The following is a 17769-nucleotide window of genomic DNA, read 5'->3' on the forward strand; positions in this document are numbered from 1 at the left end:
ATTTGTAAAATTTAAAATGGGCGCCTTAAATTTGCGCCCATAAATTTATTTGTTTTCTTGAAGTTCAATCCAATCAAGCGCGATTCTAACGGCATTTGTAGCCGCTCCGACGCGGATTTGATCGGCACTGCACCAAAGGTGCAAGATTTTATCATCATAAATATCGCGACGGATTCTGCCTACGAAAGTTTCGTTCGTATCGGTAGCAACGATTGGCATAGGGTATTTTTTCTCGCTTGGATCATCGCAAAGCACGACGCTTTTTGCGTTTGCTAAAATTTCGCGCACCTTTTCAAGCGTGAAATCTTGTTTAAATTTAATCGTAATCGCCTCGCTGTGGCTTCTCATGACAGGCACACGCACGCAAGTGGCGGCTACTGGGAAGTTTTTGTGTAGGATTTTTTGCGTTTCATTTACCATTTTTAACTCTTCTTTGGTAAAGCCATTTTCGTTGAAAACATCGATATGAGGGATTACATTCATTGCGATTTGGTGAGCGAAAACCTTTGGCTCGCACTCATCGAGCTTGAAGGCAAAAAACGCTTGAAGCTGTTCGACTAGCTCGCTCATGCCCTCTTTACCTGCGCCACTTGTGGCTTGGTATGTGCTCACATCTACGCGCTCGATATCAAAAGCGTCGTTTAGTGGTTTTAGGATTTGCACCATTTGGATAGTTGAGCAGTTTGGATTGGCGATGATTCCTGTTTGCTCCCATAGCTCAATATCGCCAGGATTGCACTCAGGCACCACGAGAGGGACATCATCTTGCATTCTAAAATGACTAGTATTGTCGATTACCACTGCGCCACTAGCTGCTGCAAGTGGTGCGAAATGCGCTGAAATACTTCCACCTGCGCTAAAAAACGCGATATCAATCTCGTTTTCTTCAAAAGTAGTATCGGTAAGCTCTTTTACCACATACTCTTTGCCCTCAAATTCTACGACCTCGCCAGCCGAGCGTGCGCTAGCTAGTGGCAAAATATCTGCTACTGGGAAATTTAACTCAGACAAAACTCTAAGTATCTCTTCGCCAACAGCGCCTGTTGCGCCAACGATTGCGATGTTATATCTATTCATCACCCTCTCCTTGTATGATTTGATTTTCGCTATTTTCTAAATTTAGGCTCTCGCCACCATTTTCTTCGCCCACTTCGCCCTCATCATCGCTTTCTGCTTTCGGGCAAGTAGCAATGCTAACCACATCATCGCCCTCGACATTTACCACGATGACGCCACTTGTGTTGCGTCCGGCCTTGCGTATGCTTTGGATATCTGTGCGAATCATCTTGCCACTTGTGGTTAGTGCCATGAGATCCATTTCCTCATCGACCATTACTACGCCTACCAAATCGCCGGTGCGGTTTGTGAGCTTCATGCAGATTACGCCCTTGCCGCCGCGGTTTGTGAGGCGATACTCGCTAGCTGTGGTGCGTTTGCCAATGCCTTTTTGGCTCACGCTTAAAATTTCTAAATTATCATTTAAAATAAATGTCGCCCCGATTACCTCATCGCCAGCTTCTTTAAATTTAAGCCCTCTCACGCCTCTGGCTACGCGTCCCATTTGGCGGACCTTGCCGAGTTTAAATTTAACACACATACCCTTTTTGGTAGCGATGAAAATCATATTTTCGTTGATTTCGCTACTGTTTTCATCTAAAATTTCGCTCTCAACTTCTTCGATTTCTTGCGAAATTTCTAAATTTTGTCCATTTTCATCATCGCTCTCGATTGGTGCGCTCTCGCCTGCCTCATTTGGCACGATTAGCGCAGTTACTAGCGCGTCATCATCGTCTAGGCTAATAGCCCTTACGCCAAGTGAGCGGATATTCGAAAACGCGCTTAAATTTGTGCGTTTTACGATACCATTTTTGGTGAAAAATACTAGCGATTTGCTATCTGAAAAATCGGTAGTCGGGATTATCGCCATGATTTTTTCATCGCCTACAAGTTTGATTAAATTTACAATCGCCTTGCCTTTGGCTGTGCGTGAGCCCTCTGGGATTTTATAGACTTTGAGCCAGTAAAGCTGTCCGCGATCAGTCACAAACATAAGCGTATCGTGGGTGTTGCTAGTGAAGAAATTTTCGATGAAATCATCGTCGTATGTCGTCACTGCTACCCTGCCCTTGCCACCTCTTTTTTGCTTCTCGTAAGTCTTGCTTGGCACGCGTTTGATATAGCCTCTATGCGTGATAGTTACGACCATATTTTCGTTTGGTATAAGGTCCTCGATATCGATATCATCGTAGTCATCGACGATTTCTGTAATGCGCGGGCATTTAAATTTATCTTTGATTTCTAAGAGCTCATCTTTGATAATTTGCTCGATTAAATTTTCAGATTTTAGGATATTTTCAAGGCGTGAAATTTCAACCAAAAGCTCTTTTAACTCGTTTTCGATTTTTTCGCGCTCTAAGCCAGTTAGCTTGCTTAGCCTCATATCCAAAATCGCGTTTGATTGAAGCTCGCTTAGGCCAAATTTAGCCATTAAATTTTCCCTAGCTATCGCAGTGTCGGCTGAATTTCTAATGATTTCAATCACTTCATCGATATTATCAAGCGCGATTTTAAGGCCCTCTAAAATGTGCGCCCTAGCGCGCGCCTTTTGAAGCTCGAAAATCGTGCGTCTAATGACGACGGTTTTTCTGTGATTTAAGAAAAGTTTAAGTAGCTCGATTAGCGAAAATACCTTTGGCTCTTTACCGTCAATTGCGAGCATAATTACGCCAAAAGTGCCCTCCATAGTGGTTTGTTTGAAAAGATTATTTAGCACGATATCGCTCATAGCGTCGCGTTTGAGCTCGATTACGACGCGAATTCCCTCGAAATCGCTCTCATCGCGCACTTCGCTGATACCATCGATTTGCTTATCTTTGACCAAATCCGCGATTTGCTCGATAAGGCGGGCTTTGTTTGTCTGATATGGAAGCTCGTCGATGACAATGACATCTTTGTTTGCCTTTTTTTCGATATGCGTTTTGGCTCTGAGTTTGACCCTGCCACGCCCAGTGCGATAAGCATCAATTATGCCTTTTTTACCAAAAATAAGTCCGCCAGTTGGGAAATCTGGACCTTTGATGTATTGCATGACCTCTTCAAGGCTAGCGTTTTTATTGTCGATTAAAAGCAAAAGCCCATCAACAAGCTCATCAAGGCTGTGTGGCGGGATATTTGTCGCCATACCCACAGCGATACCGCTCGATCCGTTTAAAAGCAAATTTGGCACGCGCGCAGGAAGCACATCAGGCTCACTTAGGCTCTCATCGTAGTTTGGTATGAAATCGACCGTCTCTTTGTCTAAATCTTTCAAAAGCTCTTCGGCTAGTGGCGTCATTCTAGCCTCTGTATAACGCATGGCAGCTGCGCCGTCGCCGTCAATCGAGCCGAAGTTTCCCTGACCATCGACGGTTGGAATTCTCATAGAAAAGCTTTGTGCCATACGCACTAGCGCATCATACACCGCTGTATCGCCGTGTGGGTGATATTTACCGATGACATCACCTACAATACGCGCTGATTTTTTATATGGTTGGCGAGAGCTAACTCCAAGGTCGTTCATAGCGTATAAAATTCGCCTATGCACGGGCTTCAAGCCGTCTCTGGCATCAGGTAAAGCTCGCCCTATGATAACGCTCATCGAATAATCTAAATAACTCGTTTTTATCGATTCTTCAACATCTATATCTATGATTTCTTGATTGTCAAAAATACTATCTTGCATATCTTTCCTTATTGCAAATTTAAACTTTTGATTTTAGCAAAAAAACCTTTTGAGTAACCTAAAATTCGCGTAAATTTGCTTAAATTTGTGCATTTGCCAAAACTATGCCAAAAACCACTCTAAATCCAGCCTTTTTTAAAACCTCCCTAGCCTCCAACATACTAAGCCCGGTTGTAACGATATCATCGACTAAAATCACGGGAAATTTTGGCTCTTTTGTAATTTTATAATCGCGCCTGTGTTTTAGGCGAAATTCCAAGGACTGTCCTGCGTATTTGACCTTGTTTTGGGCTTTAATCACGCCATAAGCTGGCATTATTTCGCGCGATTTTAGCGCACGAGCAAGCACGGCAGTATGCGAAAAACCCGAGCTGATATCATCATCTAGCGGGACAGCTTGAAATTTGAAATTTGGGATTTCGCGCGTCAAATTTGGCAAATTCTCATCTAAAAAAGCCTTAAATTCATTTGGAAATTTCGCTAGACTAAATTTAGCCAAGCGCGATAAAACCGCACTTCCGTGCAAATGGTGCTTTGAGAGGATTAAATTTTTAACCTCCGAGTATCCGTAATAATAAAACACCACGAAATCCTCCACCACACGCGCATTTAGGCGGTTTTGCGAAAGGGTTCGCGCACAAGAGGCGCAAAAAAGGCGCAGGGAAAATGCGCCACAATTAATGCAACGCATTTAAATTTCAAAGCGAAGAGACGATTTGATCAGCTGATTTTTTGATGATATCTCTTAGCATACTTTCGACGAAAGGCTCCATTGTGCGGACATTGCGAAGGACTGCAAACTCGCTTTGATCTTGGGCGACGCGTTTTGTAATTGTCCTAGTGCCATTTACGATAGTGATGAAAACTTCGGCTTTTGCGCTCATATTTTGTTTAGAATACCCCTCGATTGCAGCATTTAGGGTTTTGATATCCACACTTATGTTAGCCCCACCTGCGCCTATGGCTACGCCACGCGCGCCAAGCTCAGTTTTAAGGGCGTTTTCGAACCACGAACTCAAATCTGTTTTAAGCAAAACCTCGTCGATTAAATTTCCGCTATTATCGTTGATAGTGCCGATGATTAGGGTATTTTGACGAGAGTCTTTGATATTTAGCTCGCCAGCGCTTTTGGTTTTTGCTTGTGGCGCAACACCAGAAATATATGGGCTAAGCCCCAAAACAGGCGTATTGCTCGAACACCCTGCGATTAGAAGTGCAAAGATTGCGACAAAAATTGATTTCATTTTGATCCTTTTTTGAAAAATTTGGCGTAATATAGCGATAAATTTTAAATTTATAGTTTTTTTTGTATCATTAAAGGTTTTAAATCAAGGAGAAATTTTGCAAGCACTCGCACTAAAATACAGACCCAAAAACTTCGACGCCCTAATCGGACAAAACGCAATCGCAAGCTCCCTAGCGCACGCACTAGATGGCGCAAGACTAGGACATGCGTATCTTTTTAGCGGACTTAGAGGCTCTGGCAAGACCTCGACCGCGCGTATTTTCGCCAAAGCCCTGCTTTGCGATCACGGACCCACTTCAAAGCCTTGCGAGAGTTGCGATAACTGCATAATGGCAAACGAGGGTCGCCATATCGATATCATCGAAATGGACGCCGCAAGCCACCGCAAAATCGACGATATCAGGGAGCTAATCGAGCAGACCAAATACTCCCCAGCTAGTGCGAGATTTAAAATTTTCATTATCGACGAGGTTCATATGCTTACAAAAGAGGCTTCAAACGCCCTTTTAAAGACGCTTGAAGAACCGCCTGCGTATGTGAAATTTATCCTAGCTACCACAGACCCGCTCAAACTACCAGCGACCGTGCTTTCGCGCACGCAACACTTCCGCTTCAAACCAATCGCCCAATTAGCGATTATTTCGCACCTTGAAGCGATTTTGCAAAACGAGGGTATTTCTTACGAAAATGGCGCGCTCAAAATCCTAGCTAGAAGCGGTTCTGGCTCGCTCAGAGATACTCTCACGCTTTTAGATCAAGCCATAATTTATAGCGAAGAAAATGTCACGCAAACCGCAGTAGCCGATATGCTAGGGCTCCTAGATCCCGCCAAAATCAATGAAATTTTAGAAATCGTTTTGCGCCAAGACCGCGTGGGCGCTATCGAAATCGTCAAAGAGATCGAAAACTACAACGCCGAGACCATAATCGACGAGATGATTGCGAATTTAAAAGAGAAATTTTTGCGAAATGATACCAAATTTAGCATGCTAATTTATGAGCGATTTTTCCGAATTTTAGCCGGCGCAAAAAGCATGCTAGGCGTGAGTTCGGATAATACTTACTCGCTTTTGATGATGATATTTTTGATGATGGAAGCTGTGAATTTGCAAGAAATCGACGAGTTAATCGAAATTTCAAAATCCATTGGTGATAGCAGTGCAAGCGGGGCGAATTTGGGCACTGCGCCAAATTTTGCTACGCCAAAAAGCGCGCAGGCAAATGCAAATTTCAGCGCACCGCGAAATGCGCCAAATTTAACGCAAAATTCAGCGCAAAATCCAGCTCCTACGCAAAACACCACTAGCCAAAAACTAAACGATTTAGAGCAAAAAGTAGCGCAAAAAACAGGCGCAGATACGCTAAGTGCGAATTCGGCGTATGATAAATTTCTCTCAAATTTATACGATAGAAGCTATGAGCTGGGCGAGAAATTTGATAATTGCATTGAATTTGTCAAATTTGAAAACTCCACTTTATATCTGATTTCTCGCGCCAAAAACGAGGACAAAGAGTATTTGCGCGCCGCGTCAAGGGCGATAAATAGCGTTTTGAAAATGACTTTTGGCGACAATGCTAAAATTTCAATCACCCAAAATGTCCCACTTCGCGAGGCGGAGCCAAAGCCAAATTTGGCAAATTCGCCAAAGGATTTACCCAAGCCAAATTTGCTAAATCAGACAAATTTGAGCAATTACGAAATCAGCGCCGAAGTAGCCAAGCCCGATATGCAAAAAACTAAAAACGAGCTTGCCAAGCTTGCAAGCGAGGCTGTGAGCAAGGAAGAAATTTTAAAAACCGAGCTTGCAAATCTTTTCGGCGAACCGAGTAAAATCGTAGAAAATTAGCTTAAATTTATCAGCTTTGGTGTAAAATTAGGGCTCATCTTATCACAAAGGCAAAATATGCGTGGCTATAAAATAGTATCAGGAAGTGCCAATCCTGACTTCGCAAAAAAAATCTCAAAATACCTATCCCTGCCACTTAGCGAGTGTTCTATCAAGACATTTAGCGACGGCGAGATTAGCGTGCAAATCGGCGAAAGTGTGCGCGGCAAGGATGTTTTCGTCATACAACCGACCTGCGCTCCGGCTAACTCAAATTTAATGGAGCTTTTAATCCTAAGCGACGCGCTAAAAAGATCAAGTGCTAGATCAATCACAGCCGTGGTGCCGTATTTCGGATACGCTAGACAGGATCGCAAGGCAGCCCCAAGAGTGCCAATCAGCGCCAAACTCGTCGCAAATATGATGCAAACAGCGGGCATTGATAGAGTGGTGACAATGGATCTGCACGCTGGGCAAATTCAGGGATTTTTCGATATTCCGGTAGATAATCTATATGGCTCTTTGGCGTTTTTGGACTATTTCAAAAACAAAAATTTAAAAAACCCTATCATCGCTAGCCCGGATGTCGGCGGTGTGGCGCGCGCAAGATCCTTTGCTAAAAAGTTAAATTTGGATATGGTTATTGTAGATAAAAGACGCGAAGAAGCCAACAAAAGCGAAGTTATGAATATCATCGGCGATGTAAATGGCAAAGATGTGATTTTGATCGACGATATGATTGATACAGCCGGCACTATCGTCAAAGCCGCTGCTGCGTTTAAAGAAAGGGGTGCGACTAGCGTTATGGCGTTTTGCACACACGCGGTTTTAAGCGGACCAGCTTATGAGAGGCTAAATGAGGGCGCATTAGATGAGCTAATCGTCACAGATACGATTCCGTTGCGCCAAGAATGCGATAAAATCAAAGTCATCTCGGTAACATCGCTATTTGGCGAGGTTATCCGTCGCGTATATCACGACGAGAGCGTAAATAGCCTTTTTGGTTAAAAATTTATACTAAAATTCTTCAAATTTACCCACATTTGCCGTGAAATTTAAATTTTATTTTAAAATTTCACGGTAAAATTACTCCTAATATATTTTTAAAAAAAACTAAAATTTCATTTATAGGAGTATATAATGAAAAAGTTTTTACTTTTATCACTTGGCTGTGCATGTGCATTTGGTGCCTCTTTGCAAGAAATTCAATCAAGCAAAAAGGTTAAAATCGGTGTGCGAGAAAACCTGCCTCCATTTAGCTCGCAAGCAAACGGCGAGAGCGAGGGGTTCGAGGTATCTTTGGCCAAAGAAATCGGCACAAAGCTAGTAGGAAGCGACGGCTCAATCGACTTAGTAGTCATCGAGGCAAAAGACAGACTTCCTATGCTTAAAAACGGCGATTTAGACCTAGTGGTCGGCAACTTTTCTGCCACACCAGCGCGCGCTAAGGAAGTGGATTTTTCAGTGCCATACCTAGCAGATGTGCAAGTCGTAGTCACCAGAAAAGCTGACGGAGTTACAAAACTATCTGATTTAAAGGGCAAAAAAATCATAGTCCAAAAGGGTACCACAAGCGATGATTGGCTCAAAACAAATGCACAAAAATATAGTTTTGATGTTTCTTACTGCGAACATGGCGTAGAGTGCGCGGAAAAAATGCTATCAAACGAAGTCGATGGCTACATGCACACAAATATCACAGCCGCCGCAGTTGTGATGAATAATCCTAGCTTAGAAACTGGCGTCAAAAGCGTAGGCGAGATAGATTATATCTGTGTGGGCGCGCAAAAAGGCAACGCAGAGCTTGTAAATTTCGTAAATAACGCGATTATCGAGCTGACAAAGGCGGAGTTTTTCCAACACGCATATACCGATACTTTCGAGAAATTTTACAAAGGCAGTATTGATAAAAAATACCTTCTCATAGACGATTTCCTTAGCAATTTTTAAGCTAAATTCTACTTTATAAGCCCAAATTTGGGCTTATAAATTTCCCTGATTTGTCATTTGCAAGCAAACGCAGCTAACATGTTAATCCATGGGATTTTCATTGACTTTTAATTTGTCATTGCGAGCCGTGCTTGCACGGCGTGGCAATCTACGACTTTAAAATTCCTTGCGCCAAATTTGCTGTCATTGCGAGCGAGTGTAACGAGCGAAGCAATCCAGGGAAATTCAAATAAATTTTAATTCGCAGAAAAATTTATCGAAAATTTAAATTCATAAAATTTTTGAAATTCTCCCTAAATTTTACTGGATTGCTTCGATTTTCTTGCGAAAATCTCGCAATGACACGAAATTCGCATTTTGGTTATTTTTGCTCGTAGATTGCCACGAATTTTGCTAACGCAAAATTCTCGCAATGACAAATTAAACAAATTTTACCCTCGCAAAATTCTCACATGACAAATTAGGCGAAATCCGGGGTAGTATTCACCAAACAGCCAAATTTTAATCAATCTTCAAAACGCTTAAAAACGCCTCACTAGGCAAATTCACCTTGCCGATAGCCTTCATGCGCTTTTTGCCCTCTTTTTGCTTTTCGAGCAACTTGCGCTTGCGCGTGATATCGCCGCCGTAGCACTTGGCGGTTACATTTTTGCCCATGGCGCGGACATTTTCGCGGGCGATGATTTTGTTGCCGATACTAGCCTGAATCGCCACTTCAAAAAGCTGGCGCGGGACGATTTCCTTCATCGCTTTTACCAAATCCCTGCCCTTAGACTGCGCCTTTTCTACCGGCACGATGATAGAGAGCGCATCGACAGCCTCGCCAGCGACGCGAATATCGAGTTTGACCAAATTTCCGCGCCTATAATCGCTAGGCTCGTAATCAAAACTCGCATAGCCTTTGGTGCAGGATTTGAGTTTGTCGTAAAAATCCATAATAATCTCATTTGTCGGCACATCGTATTCGAGCAAAACACGCTCTGGCGTGATATAGTCCATTTTGGTCTGCACGCCACGGCGAGAATTTAAAAGCGTGATTAAATTTCCCAAAAATTCACTCGGCGTAATGATTGTAGCGCGTACATAAGGCTCTTCGATATGATCTATATAATTTGGCTCAGGCAATTCGCTAGGGCTGTGGATTCGCTTGATAGAACCGTCTGTGAGATAGACCTCATAAGTAACAGTCGGCGCAGTAGCGATTAGATCGAGGTTAAACTCGCGCTCCAAACGCTCTTTGACAACCTCCATGTGAAGCAAGCCCAAAAACCCCACACGAAAGCCAAACCCAAGCGCGAGCGAGGTCTCAGGCTCGTAGCTAAGCGAGCTATCATTTAGGCTGAGCTTATCTAGCGCATCGCGGAGCTCTTCGAATTTATCGGTCTCGACGGGGTAAATTCCAGCAAACACAAAAGGCTTTGCCTTTTCAAAGCCACCGATTGGCTGGGAAGCTTGGTTGCGATAGAGCGTAATCGTATCGCCGACTTGCACATCGCTGACATTTTTTAGCCCCATTACTACGATACCGACCTCGCCGCTTCGCACGGCGTTTGTTTTAATCGGCGCAAGAGGGTTTGGATACATGAGCCCTAGCACCTCGTGGCGACCGCCAGTGCCCATGACATAGACCTCATCGCCCTTTTTGACCACTCCGTCATAAATGCGCACAAGGGCGAGTGCGCCAAGATAGTTATCAAACCAGCTATCATAAATAAGCGCTTTTAATGGCTTGTTTTCATCGGTTTTAGGGGCTGGGATTTTCGTGATAATCGCCTCTAATAGCTCTTTTATGCCCTGCCCAGTCTTCGCGCTTACTTCGATTGCCTCCGAGCAATCAAGTCCGATTATATGCTCGATCTCGTCCTTGACGCGCGTAGGATCTGCCGATGGAAGGTCGATTTTGTTTAGCACAGGGATAATTTCTAGGTTGTGTTCGAGTGCGATATAGACATTTGCGATAGTTTGAGCCTGCACGCCCTGACTGGCATCGACGACAAGTATCGCGCCCTCGCAGCTAGCCAGACTTCTGCTCACTTCGTAGCTAAAATCCACATGGCCTGGGGTGTCGATGAGATTTAGGACATATTTTTCGCCACCAAGCTCGTATTCTAGGCGCACGGATTGGGCCTTGATAGTGATACCGCGCTCTTTTTCGATATCCATAGTATCCATGATTTGCGAGCTCATTTGACGATCTTCGACCGCCTTACACTCGCTGATTAGTCTGTCTGCAAGGGTGCTTTTGCCGTGGTCTATGTGGGCAATAATGCTGAAATTTCGTATATTTTTCAAATGTCTTCCTAATTTAAATTTTACTATTTTTTTAAATTTGATTAAATTTAAAAAAGCCTAGCACCAAGGCTAGGCTTTAAATTTTAACTGGTGTGAAAGTTACCAGTTAATGCGGTTGTTGCGGTATGATCGTCCTTCATCATTACTTTCGACGCTATCTCCAGAAGCACTAGTATCATTACCACCGACGAAGTTACCTACATTATCTTCGCCACCTTTGATAGTGCCTTCACCGCCCCAAGTGCCATCAAGTCTAAATCTAACCTCGATAGGATTATAGTATTGTCTTACACCACTATATCTATAAGCATACTCTGAATCGCTTGGTGCGTCATCTATATATACTTTATAGCCATGAACTCCATTATCTGGCGTATAAATAAGCCATGGATTTGTTAGTATCCTAATCGTATCGCTTCCTCTGGTAGCAGAAGTAACAGATATAGTCTGAACTCCGTCTTTAAATTTTTCTCCATTATTTTTGCCAGAAGGTATTATGGTTGCCTTACTAGTAGCATACCTAGACACAAAAACATCGGCTATATTGCTAGCGTCAATTGTGGAAAGCTTGTTTATAACAAAACCTCCCCCCATAGTTTCATATTCGTTCGCATCTTTAAGGGCTTTAAATATATTGCTGCTAGGTTTTAAAAGCTCATAAGTAGTATTAGGAGCTAGTAAAGTAGAGCAATCGCCTTCGCTCTTAGGACAATACAACGCCTCTTTAATATCTATTTTTTCATTAGTTTTTACTGATGGGCGTTTGATAGCGCTACCATTATCTACATCGTATGATTTGCCATATATGAAATATGCATAGGTGCCAGTTCCACTAGGCAAGGCTGCAACACCACCAAGACTTTTTGCATAATCAGCGAAATTCTCGACTTTCATCTCTCTAACGCCACCCATTGGCTGTTTAGCAGATGAAATCTCGGTAGTTGCATAAGGTATAGTTGCATAATCTTTCTTGAATTTAGCCGGCAACATAGATGCTTTATCATCTATAAATTTAAAATTGCTTAGACTAAAATCAGTCGGATAAATCACCAAAGGCAAATGCGGACTTTTTTGCATTCTATCGAAGTTAAAAAAGATAGTCGCACTAGGTGTTTGACCCTCTTTAAACGCACGAGACATCAAGATGAAATCTGGTTGTTTTGGATTCAAATACACGCCAGTTTTATTGCCATTAGAATCTTTTTTGTGGATAAAACCACTATTTAAACTCTTATCAGTATAGAAGCTAATCGCAGCACTTAAAGGAAATGCTTTTCTATCAGTAGCGTCTTCTGATCTCGTTCCAGCTGCGCCTTGACTTTTGGTATTAAATTTATAACATCTACTATCATAATTTGCGCTAGCTATACAAACATCATCGTTAAAATACTGCGTTCCACTAGGAATTTTGACCTCAAAATTAGGTTTGTCTGGATATGGTTTATAATCTATCTCGCTAGGAGTAGTCAATGCGGTTTGTCCTTTGATACAACGAGCATCGGTAGAGTTTGTAGCACAATCGTAATCAAATCCTACACTAAGCTCCATATCGCTAGCAAAACCACACAATGGCTGCATGGCCTTTCCTGATTCTGCTTCGTATGCTCTTCCGTCATAAAGTGTAGCAATAACATCGCTATATACTTCATCACTCAAATATACCTTAGCATTTGCCTTTATCATAGCCAACTCGCTCAACTGGCTAGTAACAGCTTTGTTTTTATCTGAGTCCGCAAGGGTTATAGTGACATTATTATCGCCATAATAATCTATCGTTACATCATCTTCGACTTCTACTGAGTTAAAGTATGTAAAGCGGGTTTGATTTAGGTTTGAAGCAACACCATTTGTATAATTACCTGCAAGCACAGAAGCGTTAGCATCGTAGCTACTTGCATTTTTGAGTTCACCATCTTCGACAAACTTCCAACCAGCTCCATTTAAGCCGTTTTGCAATCCGATAGATGATATCTCAATGCGATCTGGTTTATATCTCAAAACCAATCCCAAGCTCTCATTGCTATCTTTTTTCTCGGCTCGTTTTATACTGATATCACAACCTACTCTACCTGTGCTATCAGGTTTATTTGTAGCAGAGTCGATGATACATTTAGTTCCCCAATACTTATCATCGCCGTCTTTTCTCTCATCATAGGTTTGATCACCATTTTTATCAGTCCATGAGTTGTCATAAACATTTACTAGCACATCACCGACATTGTAGTAGTTAAAAATTTGACCTTTTAGGCTAGATTTACTTGCATCAGAATATAGCGTTTCGGTAGTCAATACTGCCGCTACATCTGCTTTTTCATTTGGCGCCAATTTACCTTGCACTATTAAATCATTTGTGCCAAATCTGCTTTCTATCTTAGCAGCACCCTCTGAGAGATTTACACTTTTTACACCAAAATCTGCAAGCAAAGAAATAGCATCTTTATCCCAAATTTTGTCATAATTAGTATAAAAATCTTTGCCATTGACTTTACAACCAGTATCTATTTTACCGAAATCATTATCTATCTCGTCAGTCTCTTTTTGTTTTTTCACCAACATAGTCAAATCATCTATCGTATATTTTCCGTCCTCAAATTTGAAGCCAGAGTAAAGTGAGCGAGTATTACACTCTGTGCCAAGTGTAGATTTGACACCGGTTCTATCTTGCAATTCTTTTTCTACATAGTAAGCCTGACCAGATACAACTCCATAACAATCATTAGAGATAAACGGTTTTAGGTATGTTTTTTGCTCTCTAAATGCCACATTTGCATTTGCTTCATCTACGCTTAATGATTTAATCGTATAGCTGTTTCTTTGAGCAAATCTTTTTTCGCCTAAATTGCCACCTAAGACTGCATTATAGTTAGGCACCGGATTGCCTTTGTAGCTTCTTGCATAAAATACTTCGGTTAATACATCATCATTATCTGAATATTTACCGCCTACGCGTAAATCACTAGTGGGGCTATCAACCAAAGCCTCAGTGATATCGCCGTCTTTATCAGGATCTACTAGTTTGGCGTATTTGCTAGTTTTTGCCATATCTACTTCGAAATATGCAGGTCTAATTACGAAATGATCGCTATCACACACATGGAAAGACCCGTCTGGTGACATTTCAGTTCCGAAATACGATCTTGCACTATCTAGCTCAGCCACAACAGCATTTTTTTCTTTTTCAAATTCTGCTCTTTCCTCACTTGGAGTATTACCTGTCATAGTGCCGGCAAGCCACGCTAACTCTAATCTGCGTTTTTTAGCTTGGGCTTCCTCTACTGTCCTAGCACGATATTCAGATAGCCTAATCCTAAATCTATCTAAATTATACTCGTCCAAAATAGCCCTGACACTATCAGGTATATTTGCGTCCTTGTCGATATATTTCTGATACAAGCTCTCGATTTGATATCTCTTATAATACTCTGTTGAGTTTGTTATCAGCTCAGCCTCAGCATTTGGATTATCTACTGGATTATAATTATATAGTGCAGTAGCGTTCATATCGAGTTTATCAAAATCATTGTTAAGAGTTAGACCCCTAGGTCTATAACTAAACATAAATGTAACGCCACCGAAAGCATCTTCAAACTCAATTTTTTCGAGCGGAACTACTTTTTTCTTTGATTTTTCTTGTTCTTCTTTAAATCCTGTTTTGTAGTTAAATAACCTTTCATCCTTGCCATTTACCTTAAATGGTAACTTGTCATTATCGGTTATGTATTTACAACCACTACCAGTTCTGATAGCCGAAAGATACAAATCACCAGGAAGCGGGAAGTATTGCAAACTACCGTCAAGCTCACCAGTGCTACATCCATCAGGATCATTTCCTGGCATACACACTCCCCACACATTACCTATTTTTTTATAGACTCTTGCGCGACACTCTCCCTTTTCATCAGCCGGCAAAAATATTCCAGCGTAGTTCTCACATAAATCAAAATCATCTGACTTATATTTACATTTACCATCTGTATCTCTACTGACACAATACTCATCAAAGATATCATTGATATCTGGCTTAAATATCATATTTACTTTAAATTCCTTTCCAGCTATTTGAGTAAATAATCTATCGTCTTGGGCGAGAGTTTTGTTTTTATCACTTTCGCTATCGCCATAATCTTTGAAATTTTGATTTACCACTTTAAGACCATTTAGAAGCACGATTTTTACATCGCTTTCTTCTGAATCGCAACGACTCATTATAGCAGTAGGTCCTACGACCGCTTGACCAGCTAAATTCATAGTATATCCCATTGTATAGCGGATAGGCGTATATGTAAATGTCCTACCAACCGTAGCATTATATTCCAAAAATATAGATTCGCCTTTTTTTAGCTCGCCACCGACTGGTTCATTTCCTACTAAACTACCAGCACCACGACCTACATAAAATTTAAGCTGATTATCTCTTAAAGAATTTAGCTGTTTTCCTGCATATACCGTATCAGTTACATCGGGGGTTCCACCAGCGGCTCTTTTTGCCTGAGTAGAGTATGCACCAGGTGTATTATCTTGCAAGAACTTAAACTCCTTTATGCCATCTAGACTAGCACCTGTTACAGGGACATTGTTTATACCAGATGAATTTGGCGTATAGGTATTGCTTCTACCAGTATCCACGTGCACCCATGCACCACTTGCATCTTCACTATCTTTATCATCTTTATTTCTAATCTCAGTTCTATAATACAAATTCTCGCCAGTTACGACAGTTACATCCTCTACTGTTCCGATCTTATTCTTAGGTGTGCCATCTTCGTTATAAAATCCCAACCAACCAGCTGTATCATACATTTTTTGCTCATAGCATAGTTGTGGGACATATAAATCAACAGATACTCCCACAAATTGCACATAGGCACGGTTGCTTTCGTATGTTTTAGCATCCTGTGGTTTAAATGGAGTTAGACCGACCCTGACGGCGAGCGAACTTTGATTATTATCTAATATTTTTGTACTTTTTTTTGAAATGTCAAATTCATCTAAATCGAATCCTTGGTGATAGCCTTTATTATAATACCCAGCAGTACCGCTTCTGCCTTGTAGTGTATAATCTCCGCTATCATCTAGTTCTAGCCAAGTTCTCGAACCATTAAAGAAAGAATTTGGATGATAGACACTGCTAGGTAGCTTGTTGCTATATAGGTCTTCGCCTTCCTTCGCTACAAATAAACCTTCCTTAGCACCGGTTGTTGGACCTCTATTCGCACCAAATGACGCAAATACTAGTTTGCCTTGGACATCACCATTTTTTGGCGTATAAAACCCGCTCAAAGTAAAATCAGCATAAACTGATTTTGCTAACGCTTGCTCTTCGTTACTTACACCAGAGGCAGAAGGCTCCATATACAAATATCCATCGTATAAGGTAACATTTTTTGGTCTGAAAAATCTATCTATGTATTGTTGAGCGCTTTTTTTATCACTTGCGCCGATTTTATCAGGATTGTCTAGTAGTTGTTGTTGTGATTCTAGATTTTTATCATAAACCAATACTACATACCAACCACCAAATGGCAAAAGACGAGCAGTTCCTCCAAAAAACCCAGCATCTATACTACCGCCATTATAAGCTTCAATCATCCTCCATACTTGGTTACCTTTGCTATTATAATGCGGACTTCTTCCGGTGGCATTTACATTTCCTACCGCTATGTCGATACTTTCGCTATAATCTTTAAAATTACTTTTCACAAAACTAGTAATATCAGCTGAACAACTATACTTCATATCGTATCTTTGGTCTTGACCATCTTGTGCATTTTTAGATGAATTGTAAGCAAATATTCCTTCGCAAATTTCTCTTTGGACATTATAAGCCGAACTATTTCCTACCTTTAATTTAACATCCTGATAGCCTTTTAAAGCCTTTATTTTAAGGGTTGTTGGCAATCTTTTACAACTAGCATCTCTGTGTAATTTGCCCTCTCTTTTTCGCTTCGCAACCTCATCTAACTCAGCTTGTGTGCAATTTTCTGGACCATAACTATCGTCTAATTTACTATCTAGCTTTTCGTCGCTATCTATGTCATTGTTATTGTATAAGTGACCAAACCAATAAAGCCTAGCCATGACAATATCATCTTTCGTAACGCCCTTTGGAAGTTTTATTTCATTTTTAGAGCTATTGAAAGTATCCCCTATGCCACCGTCGTCAAAAAAATCGCCGTCATAGACATCTGTGCCAGAACTCGTCATAGTATCACCAGGCATAGGTTTTATAACAGGGGCACCCGCTGTCACGATATCACCAAATACATAAGTTCCTTCACCACCAAATCTTTTACTAAGCTTTTGGCTCTGAGGATTTAATGGGTCGAGATTGCTAAAATTTATGAATTGTTTTTTTCCATTTTCATCATACCAGACATTATCGCTACCATCAGGGTTTTTTGGAGCAAGACCGCCCCATGGTTTTAGATTATTAAGTCCACTACCACCGTATGTTATGGTACCTGAATACTCACCCAAAAAATCAGAAGGAATTTCACCGCTATTTGGAATCTCCGGATCTACTCCTACACTTGCAGTAGGTTTAAAATATTTAATATTACTGGCATAGCCGTCGTAGAGTTCATCATCATCTGCGAACGCGCCAACGCTAACTCCAAACAAAATCAACATAGCAGATAACGCCCTGCTAAATACCTTTTCTTTTTTCATAATATGACCTCCATCATTTTATGTGTAAAAATTTTCTCTATTTTATTACTAAATCGCTTAAAATA

Annotated in this window: 9 protein-coding genes; 3 read left to right on the forward strand and 6 right to left on the reverse strand. The window is 41.3% G+C overall.

Features of this window, described 5'->3' with window-relative positions; all coding sequences use genetic code 11:
• Nucleotides 1-45 precede the first annotated feature (45 nt).
• The 4 genes from PF027_RS06210 to PF027_RS06225 all read right to left on the reverse strand — a co-directional run bounded on the left by PF027_RS06210 (nt 46) and on the right by PF027_RS06225 (nt 4965).
• A complete protein-coding gene (locus PF027_RS06210; protein WP_270859647.1) occupies nt 46-1077 on the reverse strand; it encodes an aspartate-semialdehyde dehydrogenase in 1032 nt (343 codons plus the stop codon).
• Complete coding sequence (gene gyrA, locus PF027_RS06215; RefSeq protein ID WP_270872768.1) at nt 1070-3721, reverse strand: DNA gyrase subunit A; 2652 nt, start codon at nt 3719-3721, stop codon at nt 1070-1072. Before gyrA ends, PF027_RS06210 begins: the two co-directional genes overlap by 8 nt.
• 79 nt (nt 3722-3800) lie before the next feature.
• Nucleotides 3801-4412: a ComF family protein gene (locus tag PF027_RS06220; RefSeq protein ID WP_270872769.1), complete on the reverse strand. Its 612-nt coding sequence runs from the start codon at nt 4410-4412 to the stop codon at nt 3801-3803.
• A 7-nt stretch (nt 4413-4419) separates the two neighbouring features.
• Complete coding sequence (locus PF027_RS06225) at nt 4420-4965, reverse strand: YajG family lipoprotein (protein WP_270872770.1); 546 nt, start codon at nt 4963-4965, stop codon at nt 4420-4422.
• A 94-nt stretch (nt 4966-5059) separates the two neighbouring features.
• Between PF027_RS06225 and PF027_RS06230 the strand changes: the two genes are divergently transcribed.
• The 3 genes from PF027_RS06230 (at nt 5060) to PF027_RS06240 (ending at nt 8743) form a co-directional block, all read left to right on the forward strand.
• Nucleotides 5060-6814 (forward strand): DNA polymerase III subunit gamma/tau, encoded by a 1755-nt coding sequence (locus PF027_RS06230; RefSeq protein ID WP_270872817.1) that lies wholly within the window; start codon nt 5060-5062, stop codon nt 6812-6814.
• 57 nt (nt 6815-6871) lie between these two features.
• A complete protein-coding gene (locus PF027_RS06235; RefSeq protein ID WP_270859651.1) occupies nt 6872-7801 on the forward strand; it encodes a ribose-phosphate pyrophosphokinase in 930 nt (309 codons plus the stop codon).
• A gap of 132 nt (nt 7802-7933) precedes the next feature.
• Nucleotides 7934-8743, forward strand: coding sequence for a transporter substrate-binding domain-containing protein (locus PF027_RS06240; protein ID WP_270872771.1), 810 nt, complete (start codon nt 7934-7936; stop codon nt 8741-8743).
• A 501-nt stretch (nt 8744-9244) separates the two neighbouring features.
• Here the strand turns inward: PF027_RS06240 and lepA are convergent.
• Together lepA and PF027_RS06250 are read right to left on the reverse strand one after the other, a co-directional pair.
• Entirely contained in the window at nt 9245-11035 is a 1791-nt protein-coding gene (gene lepA, locus PF027_RS06245) for a translation elongation factor 4 (RefSeq protein ID WP_270871437.1), read from the reverse strand.
• A 99-nt stretch (nt 11036-11134) separates the two neighbouring features.
• Nucleotides 11135-17704, reverse strand: coding sequence for a hypothetical protein (locus PF027_RS06250; protein WP_270872772.1), 6570 nt, complete (start codon nt 17702-17704; stop codon nt 11135-11137).
• Between the last annotated feature and the right edge of the window lie 65 nt (nt 17705-17769).

Origin of the sequence: Campylobacter sp. VBCF_01 NA2, from assembly GCF_027797205.1 — a bacterium.
Lineage (GTDB): Bacteria > Campylobacterota > Campylobacteria > Campylobacterales > Campylobacteraceae > Campylobacter_B.

Excerpts from the sequence above, each read along its gene's own strand:
- PF027_RS06250 (WP_270872772.1), bottom strand. The coding sequence starts at position 17,704 with ATGAAAAAAGAAAAGGTATTTAGCAGGGCGTTATCTGCTATGTTGATT.
- gyrA (WP_270872768.1), bottom strand. The coding sequence starts at position 3,721 with ATGCAAGATAGTATTTTTGACAATCAAGAAATCATAGATATAGATGTT.
- PF027_RS06240 (WP_270872771.1), top strand. The coding sequence starts at position 7,934 with ATGAAAAAGTTTTTACTTTTATCACTTGGCTGTGCATGTGCATTTGGT.
- PF027_RS06210 (WP_270859647.1), bottom strand. The coding sequence starts at position 1,077 with ATGAATAGATATAACATCGCAATCGTTGGCGCAACAGGCGCTGTTGGC.
- PF027_RS06225 (WP_270872770.1), bottom strand. The coding sequence starts at position 4,965 with ATGAAATCAATTTTTGTCGCAATCTTTGCACTTCTAATCGCAGGGTGT.
- PF027_RS06235 (WP_270859651.1), top strand. The coding sequence starts at position 6,872 with ATGCGTGGCTATAAAATAGTATCAGGAAGTGCCAATCCTGACTTCGCA.
- PF027_RS06220 (WP_270872769.1), bottom strand. The coding sequence starts at position 4,412 with ATGCGTTGCATTAATTGTGGCGCATTTTCCCTGCGCCTTTTTTGCGCC.